23 protein-coding genes, 1 pseudogene and 3 riboswitches are annotated in these 23401 nt (G+C 46.2%); of the genes and pseudogenes, 9 read left to right on the top strand and 15 right to left on the bottom strand.

Going from position 1 to position 23401, the window contains the following annotated elements:
• Positions 1-157 precede the first annotated feature (157 nt).
• From EYS13_RS12660 to EYS13_RS12690, 7 genes are all read right to left on the bottom strand, one after another.
• Positions 158-745 (bottom strand): ANTAR domain-containing response regulator, encoded by a 588-nt coding sequence (locus EYS13_RS12660; RefSeq protein ID WP_227763255.1) that lies wholly within the window; start codon positions 743-745, stop codon positions 158-160.
• A complete protein-coding gene (locus EYS13_RS12665; RefSeq protein WP_227763256.1) occupies positions 742-2157 on the bottom strand; it encodes a sensor histidine kinase in 1416 nt (471 codons plus the stop codon). Before EYS13_RS12665 ends, EYS13_RS12660 begins: the two co-directional genes overlap by 4 nt.
• A gap of 223 nt (positions 2158-2380) precedes the next feature.
• Entirely contained in the window at positions 2381-2998 is a 618-nt protein-coding gene (locus EYS13_RS12670) for an HAD family hydrolase (RefSeq protein WP_227763258.1), read from the bottom strand.
• Positions 2999-3070: 72 nt separating this feature from the next.
• Complete coding sequence (locus EYS13_RS12675) at positions 3071-4519, bottom strand: trimethylamine methyltransferase family protein (RefSeq protein WP_227763266.1); 1449 nt, start codon at positions 4517-4519, stop codon at positions 3071-3073.
• Positions 4520-4745: 226 nt separating this feature from the next.
• The gene (locus tag EYS13_RS12680) at positions 4746-5042 is read right to left on the bottom strand and encodes a DNA-binding protein (protein ID WP_227763268.1); all 297 of its coding nucleotides are present in this window, start codon (positions 5040-5042) and stop codon (positions 4746-4748) included.
• Between the two features lie 12 nt (positions 5043-5054).
• A complete protein-coding gene (locus tag EYS13_RS12685; RefSeq protein WP_227763277.1) occupies positions 5055-6119 on the bottom strand; it encodes a DMT family transporter in 1065 nt (354 codons plus the stop codon).
• A 52-nt stretch (positions 6120-6171) separates the two neighbouring features.
• On the bottom strand, positions 6172-7410 hold the full coding sequence (locus EYS13_RS12690; RefSeq protein WP_227763286.1) for a phosphotransferase: 1239 nt from the start codon (positions 7408-7410) through the stop codon (positions 6172-6174).
• A 581-nt stretch (positions 7411-7991) separates the two neighbouring features.
• On the opposite strand from EYS13_RS12690, the gene EYS13_RS12695 reads away from it, so the two are divergent.
• Together EYS13_RS12695 and mttB are read left to right on the top strand one after the other, a co-directional pair.
• Positions 7992-9410, top strand: a complete 1419-nt coding sequence (locus EYS13_RS12695) for a sigma-54 interaction domain-containing protein (protein ID WP_227763293.1) — start codon at positions 7992-7994, stop codon at positions 9408-9410.
• Positions 9411-9708: 298 nt separating this feature from the next.
• Positions 9709-11163: pseudogene (gene mttB / locus EYS13_RS12700) on the top strand ([trimethylamine--corrinoid protein] Co-methyltransferase).
• Between the two features lie 170 nt (positions 11164-11333).
• On the opposite strand, the gene pylSn reads toward mttB, so the two are convergent.
• The 4 genes from pylSn to EYS13_RS12720 all read right to left on the bottom strand — a co-directional run bounded on the left by pylSn (position 11334) and on the right by EYS13_RS12720 (position 14157).
• Positions 11334-11699 carry a pyrrolysine--tRNA(Pyl) ligase small subunit gene (gene pylSn, locus EYS13_RS12705; protein WP_227763295.1) on the bottom strand — a complete coding sequence of 122 codons (366 nt, stop codon included), beginning with the start codon at positions 11697-11699 and terminating at the stop codon, positions 11334-11336.
• Positions 11700-11756: 57 nt separating this feature from the next.
• Positions 11757-12590 (bottom strand): pyrrolysine--tRNA(Pyl) ligase large subunit, encoded by an 834-nt coding sequence (pylSc, locus tag EYS13_RS12710; protein WP_227763297.1) that lies wholly within the window; start codon positions 12588-12590, stop codon positions 11757-11759.
• 371 nt (positions 12591-12961) lie between these two features.
• On the bottom strand, positions 12962-13738 hold the full coding sequence (locus tag EYS13_RS12715) for an ATP-binding protein (RefSeq protein WP_227763299.1): 777 nt from the start codon (positions 13736-13738) through the stop codon (positions 12962-12964).
• A gap of 194 nt (positions 13739-13932) precedes the next feature.
• Positions 13933-14157, bottom strand: a complete 225-nt coding sequence (locus EYS13_RS12720) for a hypothetical protein (protein WP_227763301.1) — start codon at positions 14155-14157, stop codon at positions 13933-13935.
• 260 nt (positions 14158-14417) lie between these two features.
• On the opposite strand from EYS13_RS12720, the gene EYS13_RS12725 reads away from it, so the two are divergent.
• A complete protein-coding gene (locus tag EYS13_RS12725) occupies positions 14418-14633 on the top strand; it encodes a hypothetical protein (RefSeq protein WP_227763309.1) in 216 nt (71 codons plus the stop codon).
• A gap of 97 nt (positions 14634-14730) precedes the next feature.
• On the opposite strand, the gene EYS13_RS12730 is transcribed toward EYS13_RS12725, so the two are convergent.
• Positions 14731-15396: a GGDEF domain-containing protein gene (locus tag EYS13_RS12730; RefSeq protein ID WP_227763312.1), complete on the bottom strand. Its 666-nt coding sequence runs from the start codon at positions 15394-15396 to the stop codon at positions 14731-14733.
• Between the two features lie 235 nt (positions 15397-15631).
• A riboswitch (cyclic di-AMP (ydaO/yuaA leader) is annotated at positions 15632-15821 on the top strand.
• Between the two features lie 172 nt (positions 15822-15993).
• On the opposite strand from EYS13_RS12730, the gene EYS13_RS12735 reads away from it, so the two are divergent.
• The 5 genes from EYS13_RS12735 (at position 15994) to EYS13_RS12755 (ending at position 20474) form a co-directional block, all read left to right on the top strand.
• Entirely contained in the window at positions 15994-16791 is a 798-nt protein-coding gene (locus EYS13_RS12735) for an ABC transporter substrate-binding protein (RefSeq protein ID WP_227763314.1), read from the top strand.
• Positions 16792-16850: 59 nt separating this feature from the next.
• Complete coding sequence (locus EYS13_RS12740) at positions 16851-17528, top strand: amino acid ABC transporter permease (protein ID WP_227763316.1); 678 nt, start codon at positions 16851-16853, stop codon at positions 17526-17528.
• Positions 17528-18247, top strand: a complete 720-nt coding sequence (locus EYS13_RS12745; protein WP_227767927.1) for an amino acid ABC transporter ATP-binding protein — start codon at positions 17528-17530, stop codon at positions 18245-18247. The genes EYS13_RS12740 and EYS13_RS12745 overlap by 1 nt, the downstream gene beginning before the upstream one ends.
• Positions 18248-18462: 215 nt before the next feature.
• Positions 18463-18587, top strand: a riboswitch (cyclic di-AMP (ydaO/yuaA leader).
• 3 nt (positions 18588-18590) lie between these two features.
• Positions 18591-19274 carry a C40 family peptidase gene (locus EYS13_RS12750; protein WP_227763329.1) on the top strand — a complete coding sequence of 228 codons (684 nt, stop codon included), beginning with the start codon at positions 18591-18593 and terminating at the stop codon, positions 19272-19274.
• Between the two features lie 115 nt (positions 19275-19389).
• Positions 19390-19472: riboswitch (NiCo riboswitch) on the top strand.
• Between the two features lie 39 nt (positions 19473-19511).
• Positions 19512-20474 (top strand): cation diffusion facilitator family transporter, encoded by a 963-nt coding sequence (locus tag EYS13_RS12755; RefSeq protein ID WP_227763330.1) that lies wholly within the window; start codon positions 19512-19514, stop codon positions 20472-20474.
• A gap of 122 nt (positions 20475-20596) precedes the next feature.
• Here the strand turns inward: EYS13_RS12755 and EYS13_RS12760 are convergent, their stop codons facing one another.
• Positions 20597-20902 (bottom strand): winged helix-turn-helix transcriptional regulator, encoded by a 306-nt coding sequence (locus tag EYS13_RS12760; protein WP_227767930.1) that lies wholly within the window; start codon positions 20900-20902, stop codon positions 20597-20599.
• A 228-nt stretch (positions 20903-21130) separates the two neighbouring features.
• Between EYS13_RS12760 and EYS13_RS12765 the strand changes: the two genes are divergently transcribed.
• Complete coding sequence (locus tag EYS13_RS12765) at positions 21131-21706, top strand: NAD(P)H-dependent oxidoreductase (RefSeq protein ID WP_227763332.1); 576 nt, start codon at positions 21131-21133, stop codon at positions 21704-21706.
• 142 nt (positions 21707-21848) lie between these two features.
• Here the strand turns inward: EYS13_RS12765 and EYS13_RS12770 are convergent, their stop codons facing one another.
• Together EYS13_RS12770 and EYS13_RS12775 are read right to left on the bottom strand one after the other, a co-directional pair.
• A complete protein-coding gene (locus EYS13_RS12770) occupies positions 21849-22226 on the bottom strand; it encodes a methylglyoxal synthase (RefSeq protein WP_227763333.1) in 378 nt (125 codons plus the stop codon).
• A 155-nt stretch (positions 22227-22381) separates the two neighbouring features.
• Positions 22382-23191 carry a Dam family site-specific DNA-(adenine-N6)-methyltransferase gene (locus tag EYS13_RS12775; protein WP_227763338.1) on the bottom strand — a complete coding sequence of 270 codons (810 nt, stop codon included), beginning with the start codon at positions 23189-23191 and terminating at the stop codon, positions 22382-22384.
• Between the last annotated feature and the right edge of the window lie 210 nt (positions 23192-23401).

Here is a 23401-nt window from a genome sequence, read left to right on the forward strand (position 1 = left end):
CCTACCCGCAATCCGGGTAGAATAAGGGCCCTTTTGCCCGCTATTCCTTTGTCAAGCTCGTGATACTTAAATACTTATTTCGACAAGCAAGAAAAAATTCCTGTTGTTATAGAAAATCTCAAAATATTTTTTTGTTTTTTTAAATTCAGGTCTAAAATTACATGTCAGCCTTCTCCTTCTCCTCTTTAACTATCTGAGCAGCCCTTTCCGCCAGTGTCATTCTTAGACTCATAGCTTCCTGCACCAATTTGTGGTGAGCGTCATACTCGGAAATATTACACTTCTTGGCCAAAATTGCCCGGGCATGGGCAATAATTTTCTGCCCTTTCAACTTGTTCTGCGTATCCTTCAACTCCTGCTGCATGCTTTGCATTTCCTTCCAACGGGCATAAGCAATTTGTACTGCTGGCAGCAAATCCCGCTCCGTTATTGGTTTAACCAGGTAGCCGTATACTGCTACTTTTTCCGCCCGGCTGATAAAGTTGGGCTGGCTATAAGCCGTTAAGAGAATTACAGGGATGTTCATGGTCTGCATGATCTTGGCCACTTCCAAACCGTCTAGACCCGGCATTTTTACATCCAGAATAACCAGGTCTGGCTGTAGTTGTTTGGCCAAATCAACCGCTTTCAACCCGTTGTTTACTTCCCCGCACACCACATGCCCTGCCGCTTCCAGCATTTCCTTAAGGTCCAGTCTGGTCAGGGATTCATCCTCAGCTATCATGATAGAAAGTTTCCTCATCATTCTTCCTCCAGACTATGTTTTGGAAAGCATACCATGGCCCGGGTCATCCCGCCGATGCGTTCCAAACGGAAAAAGCCGTCCAGCTGTTCCCTGACAAGGGAGTTGACGATTTGTAATCCCAGTCCACGTGTTAAACCCGGTTCCGGCCCGGCACCGCTGTCACTTACCGTTAAATGGATCATTCCGCTGTGCTCCTTCAAATGAATAACGACTTCCCCGGCTCCCTGCGGTCCCACCCCATGTTTCAGGCTGTTAGTAACCAGTTCATTGATTACCAGGGCCAGGGGTACGGCTTGCCGGCTGGGCAGGTGCACAGACTGCCCCTCTACCCGGGTTACTATTTTATCCCTGGCAAGAGCAGTGCTTTCAATCAAACAATCCAGAAGGCGATGGGACAACTCGATTAAATTAATAGTTTCCCAGGTTTGGCGGGCAAATACATCATGGACTAAAGCGATGGAGATAATGCGGTTAATGCTTGCTGCAAATTCGGCCTTAACTATTTCCGATATGGAACGGCGCATCTGCAGCCGGAGAAGGGCAGCGATATTTTGCAGGTTATTTTTTACCCGGTGATGGATCTCCCGGATAATAATGCTCTTGGCATTCAGCTCCTGCTCCTTTTTCCTCAGGTCAGTAACATCCTGAACGGAAATGGCGCAGCCGCTCAATTCCCCCCGGGTCACCAGCGGGTAGGATTGCAGGCGATAACATTTTTCTCCCATGGTCAGTTCCACAGGACTCTGCAAATGCTCCAGAAGATCTTCCAGAGACGAGCAACCCTGAAAGAAATTAAAAAAATCACTACCCAAAGCCTCGGCTGCACAGTGGGTTTTATATACCCTGGCCGCATCCTTGTTAGCGTAAGTAATCTTGCCCTGTTGATTGAGAACAAAAATTCCATTGCCAAGCCAATCTTCAAAGGTTGATTCAGTCATGGATAAATACATCAAGGTACTGCTCAACTGCTCAGCTGTATGGCTTAAAAACTCCACCCTTTCTTCCTGCTGCAGTTCCTTGGAGATATCCCGCTCCATAATCAAAACGCCTATGATCTTCTCTTGGCCGTTGGTAATAGGTACCACCGTCTGAGCGATAGGCACCCCTTCCTGGCTGACACCTCTCACATCCCTGGTAGTTTCCCCGGTTTTCAATGTCCTGTAAACTGCCGGTTCACTGGTAGGATAAGCCAATTGCCCCACAACGCTGGTGGAGTAAAGGGACTTGTTCCTAGGTCTGGCCCAAGCCAGTACTATGGCATCAGTTTGGTTTTTAGTCAAGGCATCAATAAAAATATCATTGCCTGTTAGCTCTGCAATACCGGGCAACTGGACAGCGACACTTTCCAAAATTTCAATATCGTTCCCGCTCAGGTCAGTATATTCCCTACATAACTCCTTAATAGTACTCATCGCCAGAACCCCCAAGTGTAGCTGTTCATATTTCCATGTGCAAGGGACATAGGCCATATTTTTACTGTAATATTCTGCTATTTTTCGAAAATTCCTGCTATTACCTTGCCAATAAAAACAGCCAGCGGCTATCAGAATAAGATGACTGATAACCGCTCCTTTATTAAAACTGCTTTATGGCTCCCCCTCGACTTATTGCTTTCATAATCGCTCAGCCGACAGGCTACCCGTTTAAGACTTCAACCAATTCCTCCGGGGTATGCACAATGTAGTCGGGGTTGCCTTCCTGCAGCTTTTGAACCCCGTGCCACCCCCAAGCCACACCTATGGTCTTGGCCCCAGCCTTTTTACCCTCCAGCATGTCCCCTTTAGTGTCCCCTATATAATAGGCCGGCAGATGGGGAAAGATGCTTATGGTATTCCGGATTTTTTTGATTTTGCTTATTTCCTTTTCCGCGCCGATTACATCCACAATACAGTCAATTCCAAAGCGCTGCATCACTTCAAAAATAGCGTTGGAAAAATTTGAAGTAATGATAAAAAGCTTATGCTTTTTTCCTATGCTTGCCAAAGCTTGGGCCATGCCATCGAAAAGGTTGACTTCTGCAAGATGCTTAGCCTGTTTTATTGCGTAACTGTCCATTATTTTTTCAATCTTCCCGGCATCAAGCCCCATTTCCAATAAGGAAGCATACACATTGCCATCATATAAGGCCAAAAGTTCCTCCGTTGTATTTACCCCATAAAAGCCGTTATCATGAAAAGCCGCGATAAAATCCTGGCAGTGAAAATCAAGGGAATCTGCAATAACGCCGTCGTAGTCAAACATGACAAGAGCCAATATGCTTTCCCTCCTATGTACTTAAAACAACCCTTCCTCTATTAGGAAGGGTTGTTTTTTGTTCAAGCTAATCTACGCTATACCCTGCCAAACGGAATCCCCTGCTACTAAACCGGGGAAGTGCTCCCGAATCTTAGCATCGAGTTCGGGGGAAAACTTGGCTTTATTTTCCTGAGAAAGAATCCTGTCAGCCTCTTGCAGGGCACGGGCGTGAGCATCCGGTCGTCCCGCACCTTCCCACTGGCTGCGCATTTCGCGGTTGGCAATTTTAGGCAGGACTGCGGTGCTGCGCATATTGAGCAAGGTGTGCTCCAGTTCCATGTAGGAGCCTCCCGGACCAACTTGCTTAATCAAATCAAGGCAAAGGTTTTCTTCACTAAACTCTATGCCCTTTTTCAGGTGCTTCAGCATCAAAGCTATTTCATTGTCGATTACAGCCTTGGCAAAATCGAATGCCATTAGGCTTCCCAAGAGCCCTCCCATATTAAACAGGTCAGCCCCTGCCAGCAAGGCAGCTGTGGTGTTCATGCCTGTCTCGTAGCCGCACTGGGCGTCATTGGAGTGGGAGTTGGTCAGGCCGATATAGCCTCCCGAAGGCACATTGTAGAAGCGTGCCATCTCCGTATGGCCCATCTGCAAAATACCTGTTTCGATGGCACCCGGCGCATAAGCTCCTGTACGCATATCGGCTACTGTTGATAAGACCGCATAAATCATGGGGGCACCCGGACGAATCAGTTGAATCAAGGTAGCCAAGGCTAAAAACTCGGCATTACCCAGAGTCAGTGTCCCCAGCAAGCTCATGGGTGAAGTCAGCCCGGCGTTGGGAACGATAGTCCCGTAGACGGGGAGCCCCTGTTCCGTCAAATAGATCACCGCTTCAGTTGATTCCACGTCCATAGTCAAGGGGGAAACTACCGGGCAGTAGTGGTGGTTAATGAAAGGACGCTCCCTGTATGCTGCTTCACTTCCTGCAATCAAAGCCCCCAGCTCCAGCACCTGATGCAAATCATGCATATTAGGGGTGTTGCTCCTGACTGGTTTCAGGCAGTTTTTCAAGGCAGGGTAGAAACGGGACAAACTAAACTGCCCTTTTGGTGCGTCATCGGCTAAAGTGGAGATGGAAAAAACATCGAAACCAGGCAGTTCATTAATTAGACGGGCTATGTTTGCTATATCGGTGGATGTAGCCCGCCTTTCTTTGCCTGTTTTGGGATCGATGATATTGGGGGCCGAACTTCCTGTAACAACCACAGGCCTGTCCCCGGGCAAAGTCACATCGTATTCCGGATCCCGGGCAGTAAATCTATAAGTGGGCGCAAAGGATTTGCGGCACTCCTCCACAACATTCCTGGGGATTTTCACCAGACCGCTTCCATTGTCCACTTTACAGCCGTGTTTAGCATATATAGCACGAGCCTTCTCGTTATGCACCAGTAAGCCCACGTTCTCCAAAATTTCCAGAGAAGCATCGTGAATTTTTTCCACTTCAGCTTGAGTAAAGAATCTTGTAAATTGCACACTTACATCCCCTTTTTGCATTTTTAATATTTTAATATACAGTTAGTTATTCCTTCCGGCTGTCTTCAATCACCAGCAGTTTGTCAATAAACTGGGGACACGCTAATTACTGCCCCGCCGTTTCCAGAAGCACACAAACAATCACAAATTGATAAATAACCACCGGCGCCGCACCTGTTTGCTGCGGCGCCGGCAAATTATCCAATGTTGACTTTTATAAATTTACTTAACTGATTTTCTTCCAAGCATCGGGCAGATACTTTAACCTGTCCATGCCGTAATCGGTAATCTTATACTTTATAACCAGCTCATTATTGGCATCCAGTTCAGCATCGGCAATCTCAAGCATTCCCACAGCGCGCAATGAATCCAGGTGGAGTTGGGCCATCCCTTTGTTGAACTGCCCTTCGCCGCCATATTCGTCTTTTAAATCTTTGAGGATATCATGATAGGAAAAACTGTCCTTTTTCTGGGCAGCATAGTGCAGAACTCTAAACCTCATCGGCAGTACTTCTTTAGCCATCAGTCTCACTCCTTAGTTTCTTAATTTTAACAACTCTTTAGGATTGGCCACAACCAGGATGGTCCCAGTGGTAATAATTAAGGCGCCAATGATACCCAGATTAGTCACAGTGTATTGGGTGCCTTGAAGCATAGCCAGCATCCAGCCAAAGGGAATGCTCCACAGGGCATAGGTGACATTAAATGCCATGGCACGGCCCACACCGGTCATGTTGAGAGCCCTATACCAGGCTAAGTAAGAAAGCCCGCCGGCCAAGCCCGCTACTGCTACCCAAAAGGCCGGTTTGCCTGCTGCCAAAGCTTGGGCAAAAATACTCCAACCGGCCGTTAGCCCCGCGCCTCCAACTACTCCTACAACGGTCACAATCAAGATCATAAAGACCACAAAAGAAAAAGTTTCCCTGATGCCGATGGCAATGTCCGGATCTACCATGTCCATGCCGTAGGTGGAAATAACCCCTTCAATAGCCCAACCGATAGCTGGCAGGAAAGATAATGCAATACCTAGATAAAAATGAGGATAGGCCTCGATACCGCCTTCCGGAGGAAGATATCCCACGATAAATGCACCAATAGTACAAGCTATTATGCCTATCCAAACACGGGGCTGAATTTTTTCTTTGAGGATAAATACCCCTAAGATAGCTCCCAATGCCGGGTAAGTAGCGGAAATGGCTAAGGCATAAGTTGGGGTGGCCAAGTTAATACCGATGAGGTATCCTGCCATTCCCAGGGGGCCGCCAAACAGGGCAGCCAAGCAAACCATCATGCCAGGTTTGGTCCTAAGCGTCCTGCCATATTCCTTCCAGCGACCGGTGAAAAGGTTGATCAGCGCCAGCCACAGCCCGGCAAAACCGTCGTGCATGGCCGCACCCACCAGAGAACCCAGGATGATCATCCACAAGCCGTAACTTTCGTTCCAAAAAGGCGCCATGGCCAAAGCTACATAATAAAGAATGGTTCCAGACAGTCCCCAGGTTGCTCCGGAAAAAACTCCCCAGCCCAAACCTTTTTTAGCGTAATTGAGCTGGTGGTTTAAAAGCGCCTGCTGCGCATTTAAATTCGAACCTATTGCCACTTTCTTCCCCTCTTTCTCCTAGAAATTTTTATAAACCGACTTTTTCCCGTCCTTACGCGGGGCACTTTTCAGTAACTGCAATAGACCTTGCCATCTCGGCAATTTCCGCTTTATGGGCTTCAATATACCTCATCAGTTTTACTTGGTGGGACAGGTAAGCAGTGTATTCATAGACGTTCAGGTTAAGGATTTCAGGGTAATAGGCAGCTACCGCCCAATTGATCAGGTAGATATTTCCTGCCTGGATCATAGCAGGCAGGCATTGGATTTCAGTTTCGTTTAACGGTGGCAGCCCTCCCAACTCCTGCAGTTTCTTCTGGTAAGCATCGAGAAAAACAGCGCATTTATCAATGCGTAGTACCCCGTCGCTTTCAGGTTCCCAGGAGCTACAGAAGTAAACAAGCCCCAGACCCAAATCAAAGAGCCGTAAGTCGATCTTGGCCCAGTCAAAATCAAATATTCCCACAGCCTGTTCGTTTTCGTATTTAAAGTTGCCGGGGTGAAGATCGCAGTGAATAGGGTTCATGGGCATTTTGTTAATTGCTTCTTCCGGTATGGACTCGACGGTTAGATCGATTACTTTCAAAATGTCATCAAGATTTTTTACGAAATAATCGTGAAACTGGTTTCCTGTCAGGTCTTGTTCTGCGTAATCCCTAAAGGTTTGCTTCAATGTCGGAAGAAATTCCATGATTTTAGGCTCGACCCTTTCCAGCCCTTTGGGGTCAAAGTTTCTTGTGGAATTATGGAAAGTGGCCAGCACTTCCGCTGAACTGGCATATTCTTTGTCAGTCAAATAAGGAGTAACCCAGGTATACTTATCTTCCCCTGAAAGATATTCATAAATGGCATAATACCGGTCCTGAGAAGTGCCGTTTAATTGTTCCGGCATTTTGACAAAAGTGTGGCCTTCTTTAGTATGGATAAGTCCGGCAGCAATTGTTAAACCATTGGCAATAGCGCACTCGATCATCGAATGCTCCAGCATTATCTCTTTTTCAGTAATTCCTTTTTTGTACTTTCTCACAAAATATTCATGCCGCTCTCCGTCTTTTTCAACATAAATTCCAAAACTTTTATTAACATACCCGCCGAAAATTTCAAACACATCTATAACTTTACCTATGTCATAATGGTTCACCAGGTCTACTACCTGGCTCCGCACCAGGGCCCTTTCCATGGTGTCGTAAAAATTAACGGCGATCTCCTTCAATTTTTCGCTTTGGGAAAATAAAGCAAAGATTTGGTTTGTGCTCAGCTCTTTAAGATGCAGCATCCTGCTAGTATCCATCTTGTGTCCTCCTTACGCAGTATAGTCCTACCGGTTAGCAGACTGTAGGGTTCACCTCCCTCTTATATTCACCTGGGTGCCAGCATTATCTATCAACCCCTCCTTTACACGTGGTTTTTCCTATTAAAAATTGGAGATATTAACAGAGCAGGCGAAAAATTCTTTGTTGTCAGAAATTTTAATCGAACTTATTTCATGCTCTTTTATAGCAAAAACCATGCCAACAGCAGATTCTCTGGGATTAAAGCATTTGCAGGCGCAAATAAAGCCAACTTTTTACCAGATAAGTCATTCTTGACTGGATTAAGTCAGAAATACATTATAGCTTTATTGTTAAAAGCTAGTAGAAAATAACAACTGTTTACAGGGGATGTTCTAAAATTATAGCAGAATCCGCATGGGAATTGTTGTAGAAAAATGTAGCTTTAAGGCATTTTTATCAGGAAGGAAATGGGCCGAGAGTGTAGAACTTATTTTAATATACTGAACCTTCTGGATAGATTGGTCTGTCAAAAATTGTAAGTCACTGCAATATTGCCTGAAAAAAATTATTGCTTTCAAACCAACGGAGGTAAAACGAAGTGACTGCAAAAAAGAAAAGCAAAGCTAAAACTGACTTGGATTACGATACCCTTAAAAAGATTCTTGATTATTCTCACGATGAAATTTATGTTACTAATGCCGAGGGGATTGTAATCTACGTCAACAAGGCGTGCGAAAGGCATTACGGGGTTAAAGCTGAAGAAATAATCGGGAAAAGCTCCAAGGAACTCTCGGAAAAGAAGTACTGGACTCCCAGGCTAAGCCCCATCGCCCTGGAAAAGAAAAACAGCTTCACCTTGGAACAGAAAACTTGCCTTGGCAAAACGCTTTTGACAACAGCCACCCCCGTTTACGACAGCAACGGCAATATTGAACTGATCATAGAAAATTCCCGGGATATAACCGAATCGGAAGGACTCAAACACCAGCTGGAAATCAGCAAGCAATTGTTGAAACGCTACAAACTGGAAGTGGAGGAACTGCGTAAAAAAGAAGTAAGCATCCCAGACTTCGTATCCCAGAGCAAAAAAATGACCAACTTGCTTGGAATGGCTACACGTATTGCCCAAACAAATTCAACGGTTTTGCTGCTGGGCGAGTCGGGGACCGGCAAAGGCGTGCTGGCCAAATATATTCACAACAACAGTGCCCGTAAAGACGGCCCATTTATCGCCATCAACTGTGCCGCGATCCCGGCAGAACTGATGGAGTCAGAACTGTTCGGCTACTCCAAGGGTACTTTCACCGGTGCCAGCGAAAAAGGAAAAATCGGTCTGATTGAACTGGCCGACGGAGGTACCCTGTTCCTGGATGAAATTGCCGAAATACCCATCAGGCTTCAGGCAAAACTGCTGCAAGTGCTGCACGAGAAACAATACTACAAGGTTGGGGGCAGAGAAGTGAAAAAGGTCAACTGCCGGATTATTGCCGCCACCAACCGTAATTTACAGGAAATGATCCAGAAAGGGGAATTCAGGGAAGACCTCTATTACCGGCTAAATACCTTTGAAATAGAAATTCCCCCGCTCCGGGAAAGGACAGATGATATTCCCCACCTGGTTGATTATTTCCTTAACAAGCATGATCAAAAATACAATACAGCCCATCAAATTACGCCTGAGTGCATGGACATCTTGATGCACTATCCCTGGCCAGGCAACGTGCGCGAGCTGGAAAACACCATTGAGCGGCTGGTGGTAATGGTACAGGAGAAAATCATCGATGAATGCCACTTGCCAAAAACATTTAAGCACCAGGCCAAGCCTGATTCTTTAATCATATTTCCCAAACAGCTTCCGCTGGAAGAAGCCATTAACGAAGTTGAAAAAAATTTAGTGATCAACTTATACAAGGAGCTGGGCAGTTCCTACAAAGTGGCCAAGGCTTTGAAAACCAGCCAGAGTAAGGCCAGCAGGCTGATCAGGAAATACTGCGGCAGTCAATCAAAAAAAACTTGATAAATCAAAGCTGACTTAAATAAAGAGCAATGCTTGCCTGCGCCGCGCGGCGGTTGCAAGTAAAAAATACACTGAAAAATAAGCACTAGCGATATTAACCGGGTTTTGCCCGGTTTATTTATTTTCTGGCACAGAAATTGCAATTATAATCGGCATTAACATCTCCAGCTTTTCGGAGGAGGTGAGGTATAGCCTTTTACAGCATTGTCTCACTTTTTATATTACTACGGAGGTGAATAGATTGGCAAAATGGGGAATTCACGCCGGTTCCCGACGCATGGAAGGAATCGGCCTGAACATGTTCACAGATGATGAATTGTTTGACATCCATTGCGCAACCCTGGATGTCCTCTGGAACGTAGGCATAAAAATGGAGAGCGCTAAAGGACGCCAAATTTTCGGGGATAATGGCTGTCACGTAGATGAGGAAACTCACATCGTGAAAATTCCGGCCTACCTGGTGGAGGATGCGCTGCGCTCCATTCCGAAAACCTTCCGGGCTTGCGGAAGAGACCCGGAAAAAGACTGGATTTGCGAAGGAAATAGGACAGGCTTCGTCAACTTCGGAGAAGCTGTGAAAATGATCGACCCCTGGACCCGGGAAATCAGAAAAGCCAAAAGAAAAGACGTTGATGACGTAACCAGGATCTGCGATTATTTAGATAACATCGTGGTGTTTGAAAGGGCAATCGCTCCGTCGGAAGTGGATCCGGACGTGGCCCAGGTGCATATTGCCGAATCCTTCTACAACAATTGCACTAAGCACGCCTACATCGGCATGAACCGTCCCGAAAACATCCGGGCTGCCTTCAAGATGGGAGCTGTGGTAGCCGGCGGGGAAGACAAGTTCAGGGAGAGACCTCTCTTCTCCACCAGCTGTGACCCCATCGCTCCACTGGTGCAATCGGAAGGTGCCACTGACTCCCTAATTCAGGCCATTGAGCTCGGGGTTCCTGCAAAGATTAACTCCATGGGTTTGGCCGGGGGAACTACCTGCGTACACCTGCAGAGCACTTTGGTAACACATAATGCTGAGATTTTAAGCATGTTTGTTTTATCGCAGCTGGTGCGCAAGGGCCATCCCATGGTTTACGGAACATCAACCGCCATGATGGATCTCAGGACCACCCTGGCTTCCGTTGGAACTCCGGAGCTGGCGCTTTTCAGCGCTGCGGTGGCTAAGCTCTGTCAATATTACATGATACCCAGCTGGGTTGCCGGTGGGTAGACTGACAGCAAATTACCTGATGCCCAAGCAGCCCACGAGTTTACCTTAACCGCTATGTTACCAGCGTTAGCAGGTGCTAACATGATCTATGGTTTAGGTATGCTCGAAGGCGGTCTGACTTGGGACTACGCTCAGTTGGTGATGCAGGATGAAATGGCAGAAATGATCCTGCACTGCGTCAAGGGAATGCCTGTCAGTGACGAAAAAATGGCTATGGAAGTTATCAAGTCGGTAGGGCCCGGCGGAGAATTCCTAAGCCATGAGCACACTTACAGGACTTTCCGGGAGCTTTCCGCACCCAAACTTCTGGACCGCTGGAACCGGGATACTTGGGAGGCCAATGGCAGCAAGGATATTGTGGAAAAAGCTTACGAAAAGGCTATCAGTATTCTGGAAAACCACAAGCCTGCTCCGCTGCCGGAGCATATCCAGAAGCAGCTGAAGGATATCGTAGCCGAAGCTGAATTGGAAACAGCGGAAATCAAAGCCAAAGAAAGAGAGAAATTGATGAAAAGGTCGGGTTAAAGAAAAAGGCTGGCGAGGAGCCAGCCTTTTAGACCGTCGATAAACTCTTATTAGCCCGCATGTATTATTTCGCTCTGGACACGCTCGCACGCGTTGACCTTTAACAAAGCTGCCAGCTAGAGCGAAACAAGTCCCGCTCCATAATACATACGGGCTTTGTCTACAAGGGGTTACAAATCAGATCCCCAGTGCTGGTTTAAATAAGTAGCAGAGTATTTTTCCAATTTCCAAGAGGGAATCCTGCATTTAGGGCATACCCCAAAAAACCACTTATTGCGCAGCCAACGGGCAGCACGGCAGTTTCTGGAATTATGAATGATAAAACTCTCATTGCAATGGGTAACCACTTCCGCCGAGTTTCCCCTGATCTTCATGGATTTAATCCCGTGCAGCATGCCGCTGCGGGATGGCCAGAGCTTGATCTTCTCCACCAGCTTAAAAAAATTGACATTTTTGCGATAATAGCGTTTTTTTTCCTTCTTCTCCGCCTGCTGCTTAGGATTATCGGAGGATGCCCTATTTTGTTCTGTGTTCATTCAGGTAACACCTCTTCGCTGCCGGTAGATTGACTTATCGTTACAAACTCCTTCTGTTCAAATGTTCAAACGTACTCCGTCAAGGTAGGTGATGCTTTTGGCCATTCTTTGTATGTTCTGCCCGCCTTCCCTGACCATGAGCAAACGCTCCAGGCCAAACCCTATACCTACCCATGGGTCAACAATACCCCACTTGTCATCTAAGGGGTGCGGCCCCATGGCTCCGGAACCCAATTCGATCCCGGCTATCACATCCACGGTGTCGCCGTAGACAACCGACTTTTCCGTTACTAATTCATAATTGCCAATACCCGCAACCTCCATCACAATAGCAGCCAGCTCCTTTAGCCGACGATGGCGCTGCTCCAAAGGGGTGCCCAGTTCCGTAAGGTTAAGCATGGTAAACTCATTTAAATGGTGGGCACCTTGGGATTCCTTGCGAAAGCAGGAGCCGATTTCGAAGATCCTGATGGGTTTTTCCCAGAGGCGCACCAGCTCTTGCCAGAGGGCATAAAGGTTGGGGGCAAGCATAGGCCGCAAGCATTTCTTATCGTCAACCCAAAACACCTGGGAAAAAAGCGGGTGCTCATCGGTGATAGTCATTTTGGCCAGCTGTCCTTTCGATATGATGGTCGGAGTAACTACCTGGACAAACCCCTGGCCTGTTAATGCGTCAACCAGTTTGCTCTCCAGCTCGCATAAAGCGGGCCGCCTTCTCGTCTCCCGCAATTCCGCCAGTCGTTTTTTCCCGCGGTTGACCAAGAACTTTTCCAGCTTTTGGAAAGCCCGGTCTCTTTCCCCCGAATCGGGAAAAGTCATATTCTCATGTTCTGCGGGAGCATTTAATTCCCGCAGCCGTTGCCTTTGCACCGCAGTCCAGGTTACGCTCAACGAAGCTACCTCCACTTGCTTTTTGAACACTCAGCAGTCACGCCAGCTAGCTGCACCGTCGTTAGTCGTTTGGCGGGGAGTCCGGGAGTTTCACCCGGCTACGCGAATTTAGAGTCCGCGCGATCCATGCGATCCACCCCCCGTGAAGTTGAGCAAAACTATGTACTTTGACTCTGACTATCGACAAACTTAGTCTGCAAGTTCAGCCAAACTGCATTCTGGCTTTACAGTCAGCAAACTGCCTAAACTGCCTATAGAAAGTATTCTACATCCGAAACGTTTCCCCCTTTCCCCTGGGGAAAAAATTTCAAACAACAAAGATGGGGTCACGGACTACCAACAGTCCCGACCCCATCTTTTCTTTCTTTTGCTTACAGTCGTTCCGCGGTTATTTTCTCGCCGCCAATGCCAATTTTTACTTTATGGACGGGAATGTCTTTACCCGAGTTGGCAAGGGCTGTTTCCACGGCACGCACAATTCCGGTACAGCAAGGAACTTCCATAAAAGCCACGGTTATGCTCTTCAAGTCATTTTGTTTGAACATGGCAGTCAGCTTTTCCACGTAGTAGCCAATATCATCCAGCTTAGGGCAGCCCACCACCACTTTTTTGCCTTTCAAAAGATCCAGATGGTAATTTGGATAGGCAAAAGGCACGCAGTCAGCTGTGACCAAAAGATCTGCGCCAGGCAAATAGGGGGCTGAAGGAGGTACCAGCTTGAGCTGCACCGGCCATTGGGTTAACTGAGATTTAATCTTTACTTCAATATCACCTGAACTTACCCGACTTGCTTCCACCGGTTTTTCCTCTTCCAGGTTTCTGAGCCTACTGCCCGGACAACCGCCAGCATGAGGCCGATGGTGTTGGGGGTTATGAACCTCCGGATGGTGATGGCCATTGGCTCTTTGACTCGCTAAAAGTTCCTCCACCGCTTGTTCATCAAATTCATCGGCTTCCCGCTCAATTAACTTGAGTGCATCCTGGGGGCAATGTCCCAAGCAGGCGCCCAAACCGTCGCAATACTTGTCGTGAATCAGTTTTGCTTTGCCGTTAACTATTTGAATGGCTCCTTCGGCGCAGTTAGGAATGCACAGCCCACAACCGTTGCACTTTTCTTCATCAATCTGAATAATTTTTCTTATTGCCACGGATTTTACCTCCTACATTAGATTTTGTGGTTTTGTTTTATTGTAACGTACAATTCCCAGGGGGTACAGTGATGTGCATCGCAGACGGATGTGAAATACATCACAGTGGCCTTAGGCATGATTACTGACCTGAGGGTTAAATAAAAAAACACCCCGGCAGGGTGTTTAAGATGCATTGGATATAAGTCTTTGCTTCAGGATACCGCTTTATCCGCGTTATACCCCAGGAGAAAGATTTTGTACGCTGAGCCCAAAAGTTTACTGAGAAATTCGTTCTCCGTTTGCTCATCCAATTCTACTTTAACGCTTTTCAATGCCCTCTTTACGTCATAAGCGAAAAGCTGGGCCAACCCATAACGAAGTTTATGGTCCTGCCGCAGTTTTTCTAGGCCCGCAGCACTAAACCAGGAAATATTCATTCCACTCCACTCCCTTCCTTACCCTCTATTATTAACCATTTTCTTCCATAATATACATAATATACATGCAGGCCCTGTCTGCAGGATAAGAAAAACATTTTATAGCTGGATTTCCCCCGGACAACCCCCACGTCCAGTAAATTTATGCAAGCAGAATTTCCCAGCGGGGATAAAGGATGTTTACAAGCTGTTGGACATACACCCGCTTTTGAGTACAGCCATAAGATGTAATGAAAACAAAGGGATGGCGGAGGACAGCTATGGAAGTTGGGCAAGATATTTATTTAAATTTAAAAAACCATCCATTTACCATACTGGGTTTTTCGACTGATCGCAACACAACCAAAATTGCCATTTTACAGTCTAAAGAAGATAACAGGATCATCTTATTCATCCCCGTGAGTAAAATAAGCTTTACCACCCCTCTGGAGATCGATCTGGAAGAATACCCCGAAGTGTACTCCATGATCGATTAGCGTTAATTTATCGCCATGTCCCAAGCAGTATTTCTCAACACAACCTAAAAAACGCTTAACAGCAAAGATCTGTTAAGCGTTTTATTCATTTCCCCTATTAACAAACCAATTCATAGGAGATGACAGAATTTTTATTGACTTTAGCCTCGTACAAAGCTTTATCAGCTTGTTTCAATAAATTTTCGGCTTCAATCCCATTCACATCGCTACAGCGTACTACGCCTGCGCTCAGCGTGATACCGGCCAATGCATTAACCTCCTTGCGAATACGGTCCAACACACTCTCCGCCCCTTCAATAGATGCATTATGTAAAATAAGGATAAATTCCTCGCCGCCCCACCTGCAGGCAAAGTCAGTAGCCCTGATATTCTTTTTGATAATATAAGAAACCTTTTTTAGGACCTTATCCCCTACTAAATGGCCCTGCTCATCGTTTATTTCCTTAAAATTATCAATATCCAGGATGGCGAGACTAAAGGACCCCTCCTTGCGTTTAGCCATACTAATTGCCTTCTCCAGGTTGGCATAAAGGTAGCGGCGGTTATAAAGTCCCGTTAGCACATCAACAGCCCCGCTCCTGTGCAGCAACGCTATATAGCGACCGAAGGCTAATCCGACAATAAAATTAATAACGCCCAATATTAGCCAAAAGGTACCGTGCTGGTAATAAGTCTTCAGATGAATAAGGTAAAAAACTGCGGTGGCGGCTAAACCCATGGCTCCAAATAACAGCGGAGTATATATGAAGTAGAAGTTGCGCATAACCGGTACCTACTTTCAAAAAATACCCTTCTCCTATATCCTAACACAAAAATTTCCATTTGCAAGGTCGATTCAGCCGATATGCGCAGATAATTGTAGATAATTTTCGACAAAGAAAAAAGAACCGACTTGTAAAATTTCAAAAATATTTACTTTACATCATAAAAAAATCGTAGTAAAATATTATATATCTTATTGCTTGAAAATTTTTCCTGCTGTAAGTACAATTCTATACAATTCCTTAGCGCTGAATTTTTGCCTGAAAAGCGGGGGAACCAACTTCTTGGGGTGAATCCTTTGTTCGAAGTTAGAAGTGCGAAGTTCGAAGTGTGAAACTTCATCCAACCTCTGACTTTGTAAAAGGTAGGGCTATCTTTCGGTCCGAACCCGTCAGCTAACCTCGTAAGCGTGGAAAGGGAGTAGCTAAATATACATAATCTACCGCTGTTTAATTACAGTGGATGGTAATTATTGCTGTCTTTTCACCCCGCATTTCTCATGCGGGGTATTTTGTTTTTAAATAATCATTAAGTCCCATTTGGAGGTGAGTTGCAAGCAGGGACTAAAATATTTTAAATAAGGGGGAACCAAAGAATTATGAAACGCAAGTTCATATGTTGGCTGGGAGGGTTAATATTAACAACAGCGCTAGTCACAGCAGGCTGCAGCAGTGCCAACACGGAAACTACCAGAGGAGATCGGCAGGCTATGGAGCAGGAAAAACCGGTGTTTAAATTCGCTATGTCAGGGCAATATAAACCTTTTAATTACTTTAACGAAAACAACGAGCTAACCGGATTTGATGTGGAAATCGGTAAAGCAATCAGCGAAAAGCTGGGAATGGAGCCAGAACCTATTGCCACTCCATGGCAAGGGATTATTGCCGGTCTGAAAAACGGACGCTACGATGCCATCATCGGCAGCATGACGATCACCGAAGACCGGGAAAAAGAAGTTGATTTTAGTGAACCCTACTATGTATCAGGCGCCCAGCTGTTTGTGGCTCCCGGTTCCAATATTAAAAGCATTGAAAACGTTAACGACAGCGTTACAGTAGGAGTGACCATTTCCACCGTATATGAGGAAAAAGCCCGGGAATATACCAAAAAAATCAAAACTTACGACAGCGATGTAACCGCTCTCCGGGACCTGGCCGCAGGTCGGACTGATGCAGTAATCACAGACCGCTTTGTGGGACTAATTGCCGCTAAAGAGTCGGGAATAAACGTGCAGCCCGCCGGAGACCTGTTATTTGTAGAAAGGATAGGAATTGCAGTGCGGCAAGGCAATGATGAATTAAGGGAAAAAATAAACCATGCTCTTAATGAAATCAAAGATGAAGGGACTTATTTGAAAATCAGTCTGTCCTACTTTGACCGGGATATCAGTGAATAAAGACCTGCCGGGAAAAGGTGCGCAAAAATCAGCGCACCCTTTATGATGGGAGGTATAAGATGACATTTTTTAACGACTTATTACGAACATGGCCCATCTTTTTTCAGGCGGCGCTAGTTACAGTGCAGCTGACCGCAGTGGCCCTGGCAATGGGAACCGCCATCGGGCTTGTTTTTGCCCTTTTGAAAATCTCTAAAAATAAATTGTTAATCGGTATTGCCAACGGATACATCACCGTTATCAGGGGCACTCCACTGATTGTGCAGATTTTCTGGATTTATTACGGCCTGGCGAGCGTTGTAGATGTGGGAGGATTTTGGGCAGCTATCCTGGCGTTGGCAGTACATAACGGGGCATATATCGCGGAAATTTTCCGGGGAGGCATCGAATCCATCGACCGGGGGCAAATGGAGGCTGCCCGGTCGTTGGGAATGCCCTACGGCCTGGCTATGCGCCGGATCATTCTCCCTCAGGCTTTCAGACGTATAGTGCCGCCCCTGGGCAACCAGTTTATTATCGGCCTTAAAGACTCATCGCTGGCCGCTTTTGTGACCATTGAAGAACTTTTCAACATTTCCATGCGCATGGCCTCGGCTACATTCCGGGACATCCAGTATTACACTATTGCCGGTCTTTATTATTTGGCACTGGTTGTTATCTTCAGCTTTTTAGTAAATAAACTGGAACAGCGGCTGGCTGCAGGCAGCTCCGGTATGGTCAAGGGGGTAGGGTTATGATGATCAAGATCAGAAATTTGCATAAACATTTCGGGGAACTGCATGTTTTAAAAGGTATAAACATGGAAGTCAAGGAAAAAGAGGTAGTTTGCCTGATCGGTGCCAGCGGTTCCGGCAAGAGCACTCTGCTGCGCTGCATCAATTTCCTGGAAAGATCAGAAGGTGAAATCTGGATAGAGGGAAGAAAAATTGACCGTCAGACCATGGATTTGAATAAGCTGCGCCAGGAAGTAGGCATGGTTTTTCAACACTTTAATTTGTTTCCCCATATGACTGTCCTGGGCAACGTTATTGAAGCCCCAATTCATGTCAAAGGCTTGAGCCGCAAAGAAGCTGAAGAAACTGCAATGCAACTGCTGAATAAAGTAGGCTTGGCAGACAAAGCTAACGTCTACCCCTCTCAGCTTTCGGGTGGGCAAAAGCAGCGTGTAGCCATTGCCAGAGCCCTGGCCATGCAGCCTAAAGTAATGCTGTTTGATGAGCCCACATCGGCCCTGGATCCGGAACTGGTGGGCGAAGTCCTGGCTGTAATGAAGCAGCTGGCCAAGGAAGGAATGACTATGGTAGTTGTTACCCATGAAATGGGCTTTGCCAAAGAAGTAGGCGATTGGGTTGTTTATATGGATGGCGGCAATATCATTGAAATCGGCCGGCCAAGCGACATTTTCAACAACCCGCGGAACCAGCGGACCAGGGAGTTTTTAAGCTGTGTGCTGTAGCCCAGCCCTACCAATTCCAAAGCTGTGTTTACCTGCTCCTTTGGCGAACATAAATTTTTCGGCCCAAAGCCCCATCTTCAGCCTCACTTAAATGGAAAAGCTGTTTTTGACTGGAATTGCCGCCTTCTTTATTTATTTGGGGTTTAATGATAGCTAAATTTCTAATCAAACTGCTTTAAAGCAGGAATTAGTAAAAAATTGGCGAATTAAATGCGTTAGTAAAAACGCCTAATTTCACCAGAAAACGGGGGACCCAAGTTCAGGGGTGAATCCATATGGTAGGGCTAGCTTTCAGCCCGAACCCGTCAGCTAACCCCGTAGGCGTAGAAGGCGAGGTAAAATATTGGCTCTACACAGGAAAATAATTGCGACAGCCGGTACAGTATGCCTCACAGCCTTGCTGTGGACAGGTTCCGCCCTGGCGGCAGAGATTACTGTGCAAAAAAACGATACCCTTTGGTCCCTTGCCCGCAAACACGGGACCACCGTACAAACCATTAAGCAATTAAATAAACTGAACAGCGATCTAATCCACCCCGGTCAGGTATTACAACTTCCAGACAAAAAAGCAACACCGCTTTCCAAAAGAGAAACGGCTTCAAAGCAGCAGGCCTCGAGGGGCGGCACAGATCGGATTGAGGAAATGCTGGAATTTGCCCAAAGCTTCCTGGGAGCAAAGTACCGTTACGGCGGTGAAACTCCGGCAGGCTTTGACTGCTCAGGCTTTGTACGTTACGTATATAAGCGTTTCGGCATAGAGCTTCCCCATTCATCTGCCGAACAGTACAATAGCGCAGGCACGGCGGTGAAAAAAGAAGATTTACAGCCTGGCGATTTGGTCTTTTTCAATACCTCCGGCAAAGGAATCGGCCATGTTGGTATTTACCTGGAGAACAACAAGTTTATTTCCGCATCCTCTAACAGCAGGGGTGTTACCGTTGACAGTTTGGAAGACCGGTATTGGGGACCCAGGTACCAGGGTGCCAAGAGAGTAATTTCCGGGCAAGAAGAGAATACTAAATCATAATAACCCAGGGCAACCTGGGATTCTTTGCTGCCACTTTTAAGGAGAAATTAAGCTCAAAATTTACCTCTTGACAAAACCGCTTGCGCCTAGATAAAATACTTTATAAAGATAAATATTTTAGGAACTAGAGCAGGCGATCTCTATGGAGATGGGGCCGGGCCTATTTCGGGCAGCAGGTTAAGCGCCTGTGGGACTAGAAGTCTCACAGGCGCTTTTGTTATCACGGAGGTTATTATAATGGACGAACAACAACATGTTTCGAGGTTGGACCCAAGAGTAAAGGCCGCAAGAGTCTCAGTGTTAAGCAACACTATTCTGGTAGCTCTTAAACTGATTGTAGGAGTGCTTATCGGTTCTGTAAGCGTTATCTCGGAAGCCATTCATTCCGCCCTGGATCTGGCGGCGGCATTAATTGCTTTCTTTTCGCTGAAAAAAGCCGCCAAACCGGCAGATGAACATCACCAGTACGGTCATGGCAAAATCGAAAATATTTCCGGCCTTATAGAGGGACTGCTAATCTTTTTTGCCGCCATTTGGATTATTTTTGAAGCCTACAAGAAACTTATTTCCGGTGCCCATGTAGAAGGTATTGGTTTAGGTATGGCGGTAATGGCCGGAGCCGCTACTATCAACTATCTGGTCTCCCGCTACCTCTTCCGGGTGGCGGAAGCTACCGATTCCATTGCCCTTAAAGCTGATGCCCTGCACCTTTCTACGGATGTAGTAACCTCTGCCGGGGTAATGGTGGGGCTTGGCCTGATCAAACTGACAGGAATAGAACTGCTCGACCCTTTGGTAGCTGTAGCGGTAGCATTGTTAATTCTCAAAGCTTCTTTTGAGCTCACTAAAGAAGCATTTCTGCCCCTTTTAGATGTGAAGCTCCCGGAGGAAGAAGAGCGGGCTATAGTGGAAATCATTCAGCGCCACGAGGCAAATTACGTGGAATTTCATAAACTTCGTTCCCGCAAAGCAGGGGCGGAACGCCACATCGATTTGCACCTGGTCGTTCCCGAAAATAGGCATATAAGCGATATCCACCATATGTGTGACCAAATCGAGCAGGAAATTAAGGAACGTTTTCCTACTTCTCACGTACTAATTCATGCTGAACCATGCGATCAGGTATGCGTACAGTGCACTTCGCAAGGTCTATGCTCCGATCGGGATCAGGTAAAAAAGCTGTTGCAGCGAAAAAATTAAAAGAGCCGTCCGGCTCTTTTTTTTGCTGCTAACGCGGCATGCAACAGGATAAAAATAGGACTGAACAAAAGCAAAGACCCCCTGCCGGGGGTCCCTTGAAAAACTATGAACTTAATACAAAATTAGTTGCAGCTTTGATTGTACCGGCTGCCCCATTCATGCATAGCTTCCAATATTGGTTTTAAACTTTGTCCCGTCTCAGTCAATGAATATTCCACCCGAGGCGGTATCTCAGCAAATACCTTGCGATTGACTAAACCATCCCGTTCCATTTCCCGCAAATGTTGTGTTAACATCTTTTGACTAATACCTTTAATTCCCCGGTGAAGCTCTCCAAAACGCTTCGGGCCTCTAAGCAAATCCCGTAAAATCAAAACCTTCCATTTGCTTCCAATTAAATTCAGTGTAATTTCCACAGGACAGGACATCTCATTCGTCACTCCCTTACCTTCGTTGCTTTAATAGTTACCAATTGGTAAGTATGGAACATTAAAGTGCCTACTTGCCATATCTCCGTACCATATATAACATAATAAATAAAAGTCTGCTCAACTACAAGCAGATGGTGCTAAAAACCCGATTGCACAGGCTCTGTTTGCCTGCAGTTTTCCTACCACTTGATATGTAAAAGATATTTAACTTCAAGGAGGTTTTTTATGAAGACTTTAGTTGTATTCACCCATCCCAATCCTAAAAGTTTTAATGCAGCAATTCTGCAAGTTGTACAGGAGGAACTGGCAACAAAAAGCGCCGAAGTAAAAGTCAAAGACCTTTACGCCATAAATTTCAACCCTACCTTGGCTGCCCAGGATTTTGTCAACTTGCAAAGTGGCAAACCTTCTCCCGATGTGGCAACAGAACAGGAAGATGTAGCTTGGGCAGATACACTGATCTTTATCTACCCTATCTGGTGGCATGAGCGCCCAGCCATGCTCAAAGGCTGGATCGACCGCGTCTTCAGCTATGGGTTTGCATACCAATACGGAGAGCAGGGATTTGAAGGGCTTTTGAAAGGTAAGCGGGCTCTAGTCTTCACCACTTCAGGAGCAGACGAAAAAACTGCCCAAGAAACTGGTCAAGCTGAAGCCATCAAATCTATGCTCTATGGTACTCTTAGCGCCTGTGGCATTGAAGTATTAAATCATATTAACTTCTACGCTGTGCCTACAGTCTCCGATGAGGATAGAAAAGCAATGTTGGAAAAAGTACGGAATATGATTAAAGGAATTTGACGGGAAATCAAAGCTTTCTTCAATGGGGTTCAAATTGCAAGTTACACGTTTATTGTAAATGCTTAAATGCCTAGTATAAAAGAACCGGCCTTGGCGGCCGGTTCTTTTATACTAACTGCTGCTATTGACTGACCTGTGCCTTTTACATCTTTTGTCCTTGCGCCAGATAGGCCAGAAAAATTTCGGCGCTGTTTTCATTGGTAGCACAGGGGATTTTGTGTACATCACAAAGGCGCAGGAGAGCGGTCACATCTGGCTCATGGGGCTGGGGAGTGAGCGGATCCCGGAAAAAGATCACCATCCCTACCTCTCCGGTGGCAATTTTTGCCCCGATCTGCTGGTCTCCGCCAAATCTCCCGCTTAAACACTTCTCCACCTTTAACCCGGTATGGGTTTCAATTAAGGAGCCTGTAGTACCTGTGGCCACTAATTGGAATCGTTCCAATACATTTTTATGCCGGTTGGCAAATTCAATGATGTCATCTTTTAAATCGTCATGGGCGATAATAGCTATTTTCAAAGTGCTACCTCCTGCAGAATGCTGATTTATTTTTCTACTGCCATCATAACCTAAGGGTCCTGCCACGGCAACCGCCCCAGGCACGGAATAGCCATATTTAACACAGATTTAACAATGCTGTTGGCCAGACCGCCCTGCGTCGAATTGACCATTTCCTAACCCCCAGCAAACAACGCCAACACCTCATTGGCTTTATTGCGGTTTGCGCCGTCGCAACTGATAAACCGCTGCACAGAGAAAAAATCCAGCAGCTTGGCAGACTTATAAGCCTGCTGAATAAATTCAGTATCATGATTGGATATGACTACGGTAACACCTCGCTGCGCCAGCTCCTGCGCCAAATCGGCCAGCAACTGCTGTTCTTTAAAGCCAAACCCGCCAGAGCTGTAATTGGTGAAATTAGCCGTATCCGATAGCGGCACATAGGGCGGATCGCAGTAGACCACGTCCCCAGGTCTTGCCTGCTGCATAATAGCTGCGAAATCTTCATTGCGAAAAACTGCATTTTGGGTTTTACGATAAAAATAAAGCATCTCCTTTTCGGGGAAATAAGGCCTTTTATATCTACCGTAGGGCACATTATACTTGCTGCTGGAGTTGTACCGGCAAAGCCCGTTGTAACCGTGTTTGTTGAGATACAGAAATAAAGCCGACTTCAGCCTCACATCCTTGGTACAATTAAATTGATCCCTCAACTCATAATACCTCTCGGTCCTGTTGTTTTCCCCCGAAAAAAACTGCCTGCAGTAATCGATAAAGCTCTCCCCTTCCGCTTGCAAGGTCCGGTAAAGGTTAATCAAATCAGTGTTTATATCCGATAACAGGTATTCCGGATACTCGGTATTCAAAAAAACCGCCCCGGAGCCTAAAAAGGGCTCAATCAAGCGGTTGCCTGCAGGCAATATTGCCTTGATCCGGTCAATTATTTGATATTTATTGCCAGCCCATTTTAAAAAAGGCTTCAATCCGATCACTCCGAAAAGATTTGCTGTATTTTATTTCTCCTTTGCAGGCCCTAAATCCTGCTGCTAGCGCTGCCCTTAGCCGGGAGAACTTCATGCTAGTATTATACAATGTATACTCCGATCCGAAAATGCGTTTGGCCAATTTATTCAGAATACACTAAAAGCCTGCGAAAACAGGCCCAGCTTGTAGACAAGGCCAGCATGTATTAT

This window comes from Zhaonella formicivorans, from assembly GCF_004353525.1.
GTDB lineage: Bacteria > Bacillota > DUOV01 > DUOV01 > Zhaonellaceae > Zhaonella > Zhaonella formicivorans.

What these genes read in the sequence shown, in the direction of transcription:
- EYS13_RS12660 (WP_227763255.1), bottom strand. Translation starts at nt 745, where the DNA reads ATGATGAGGAAACTTTCTATCATGATAGCTGAGGATGAATCCCTGACC.
- EYS13_RS12765 (WP_227763332.1), top strand. Translation starts at nt 21,131, where the DNA reads ATGAAGACTTTAGTTGTATTCACCCATCCCAATCCTAAAAGTTTTAAT.
- EYS13_RS12720 (WP_227763301.1), bottom strand. Translation starts at nt 14,157, where the DNA reads ATGAATATTTCCTGGTTTAGTGCTGCGGGCCTAGAAAAACTGCGGCAG.
- EYS13_RS12690 (WP_227763286.1), bottom strand. Translation starts at nt 7,410, where the DNA reads ATGGATACTAGCAGGATGCTGCATCTTAAAGAGCTGAGCACAAACCAA.
- EYS13_RS12665 (WP_227763256.1), bottom strand. Translation starts at nt 2,157, where the DNA reads ATGAGTACTATTAAGGAGTTATGTAGGGAATATACTGACCTGAGCGGG.
- EYS13_RS12755 (WP_227763330.1), top strand. Translation starts at nt 19,512, where the DNA reads ATGGACGAACAACAACATGTTTCGAGGTTGGACCCAAGAGTAAAGGCC.
- EYS13_RS12735 (WP_227763314.1), top strand. Translation starts at nt 15,994, where the DNA reads ATGAAACGCAAGTTCATATGTTGGCTGGGAGGGTTAATATTAACAACA.
- EYS13_RS12725 (WP_227763309.1), top strand. Translation starts at nt 14,418, where the DNA reads ATGGAAGTTGGGCAAGATATTTATTTAAATTTAAAAAACCATCCATTT.
- pylSn (WP_227763295.1), bottom strand. Translation starts at nt 11,699, where the DNA reads ATGAACACAGAACAAAATAGGGCATCCTCCGATAATCCTAAGCAGCAG.
- EYS13_RS12730 (WP_227763312.1), bottom strand. Translation starts at nt 15,396, where the DNA reads ATGCGCAACTTCTACTTCATATATACTCCGCTGTTATTTGGAGCCATG.
- EYS13_RS12680 (WP_227763268.1), bottom strand. Translation starts at nt 5,042, where the DNA reads ATGGCTAAAGAAGTACTGCCGATGAGGTTTAGAGTTCTGCACTATGCT.
- EYS13_RS12760 (WP_227767930.1), bottom strand. Translation starts at nt 20,902, where the DNA reads ATGTCCTGTCCTGTGGAAATTACACTGAATTTAATTGGAAGCAAATGG.
- EYS13_RS12745 (WP_227767927.1), top strand. Translation starts at nt 17,528, where the DNA reads ATGATCAAGATCAGAAATTTGCATAAACATTTCGGGGAACTGCATGTT.
- EYS13_RS12740 (WP_227763316.1), top strand. Translation starts at nt 16,851, where the DNA reads ATGACATTTTTTAACGACTTATTACGAACATGGCCCATCTTTTTTCAG.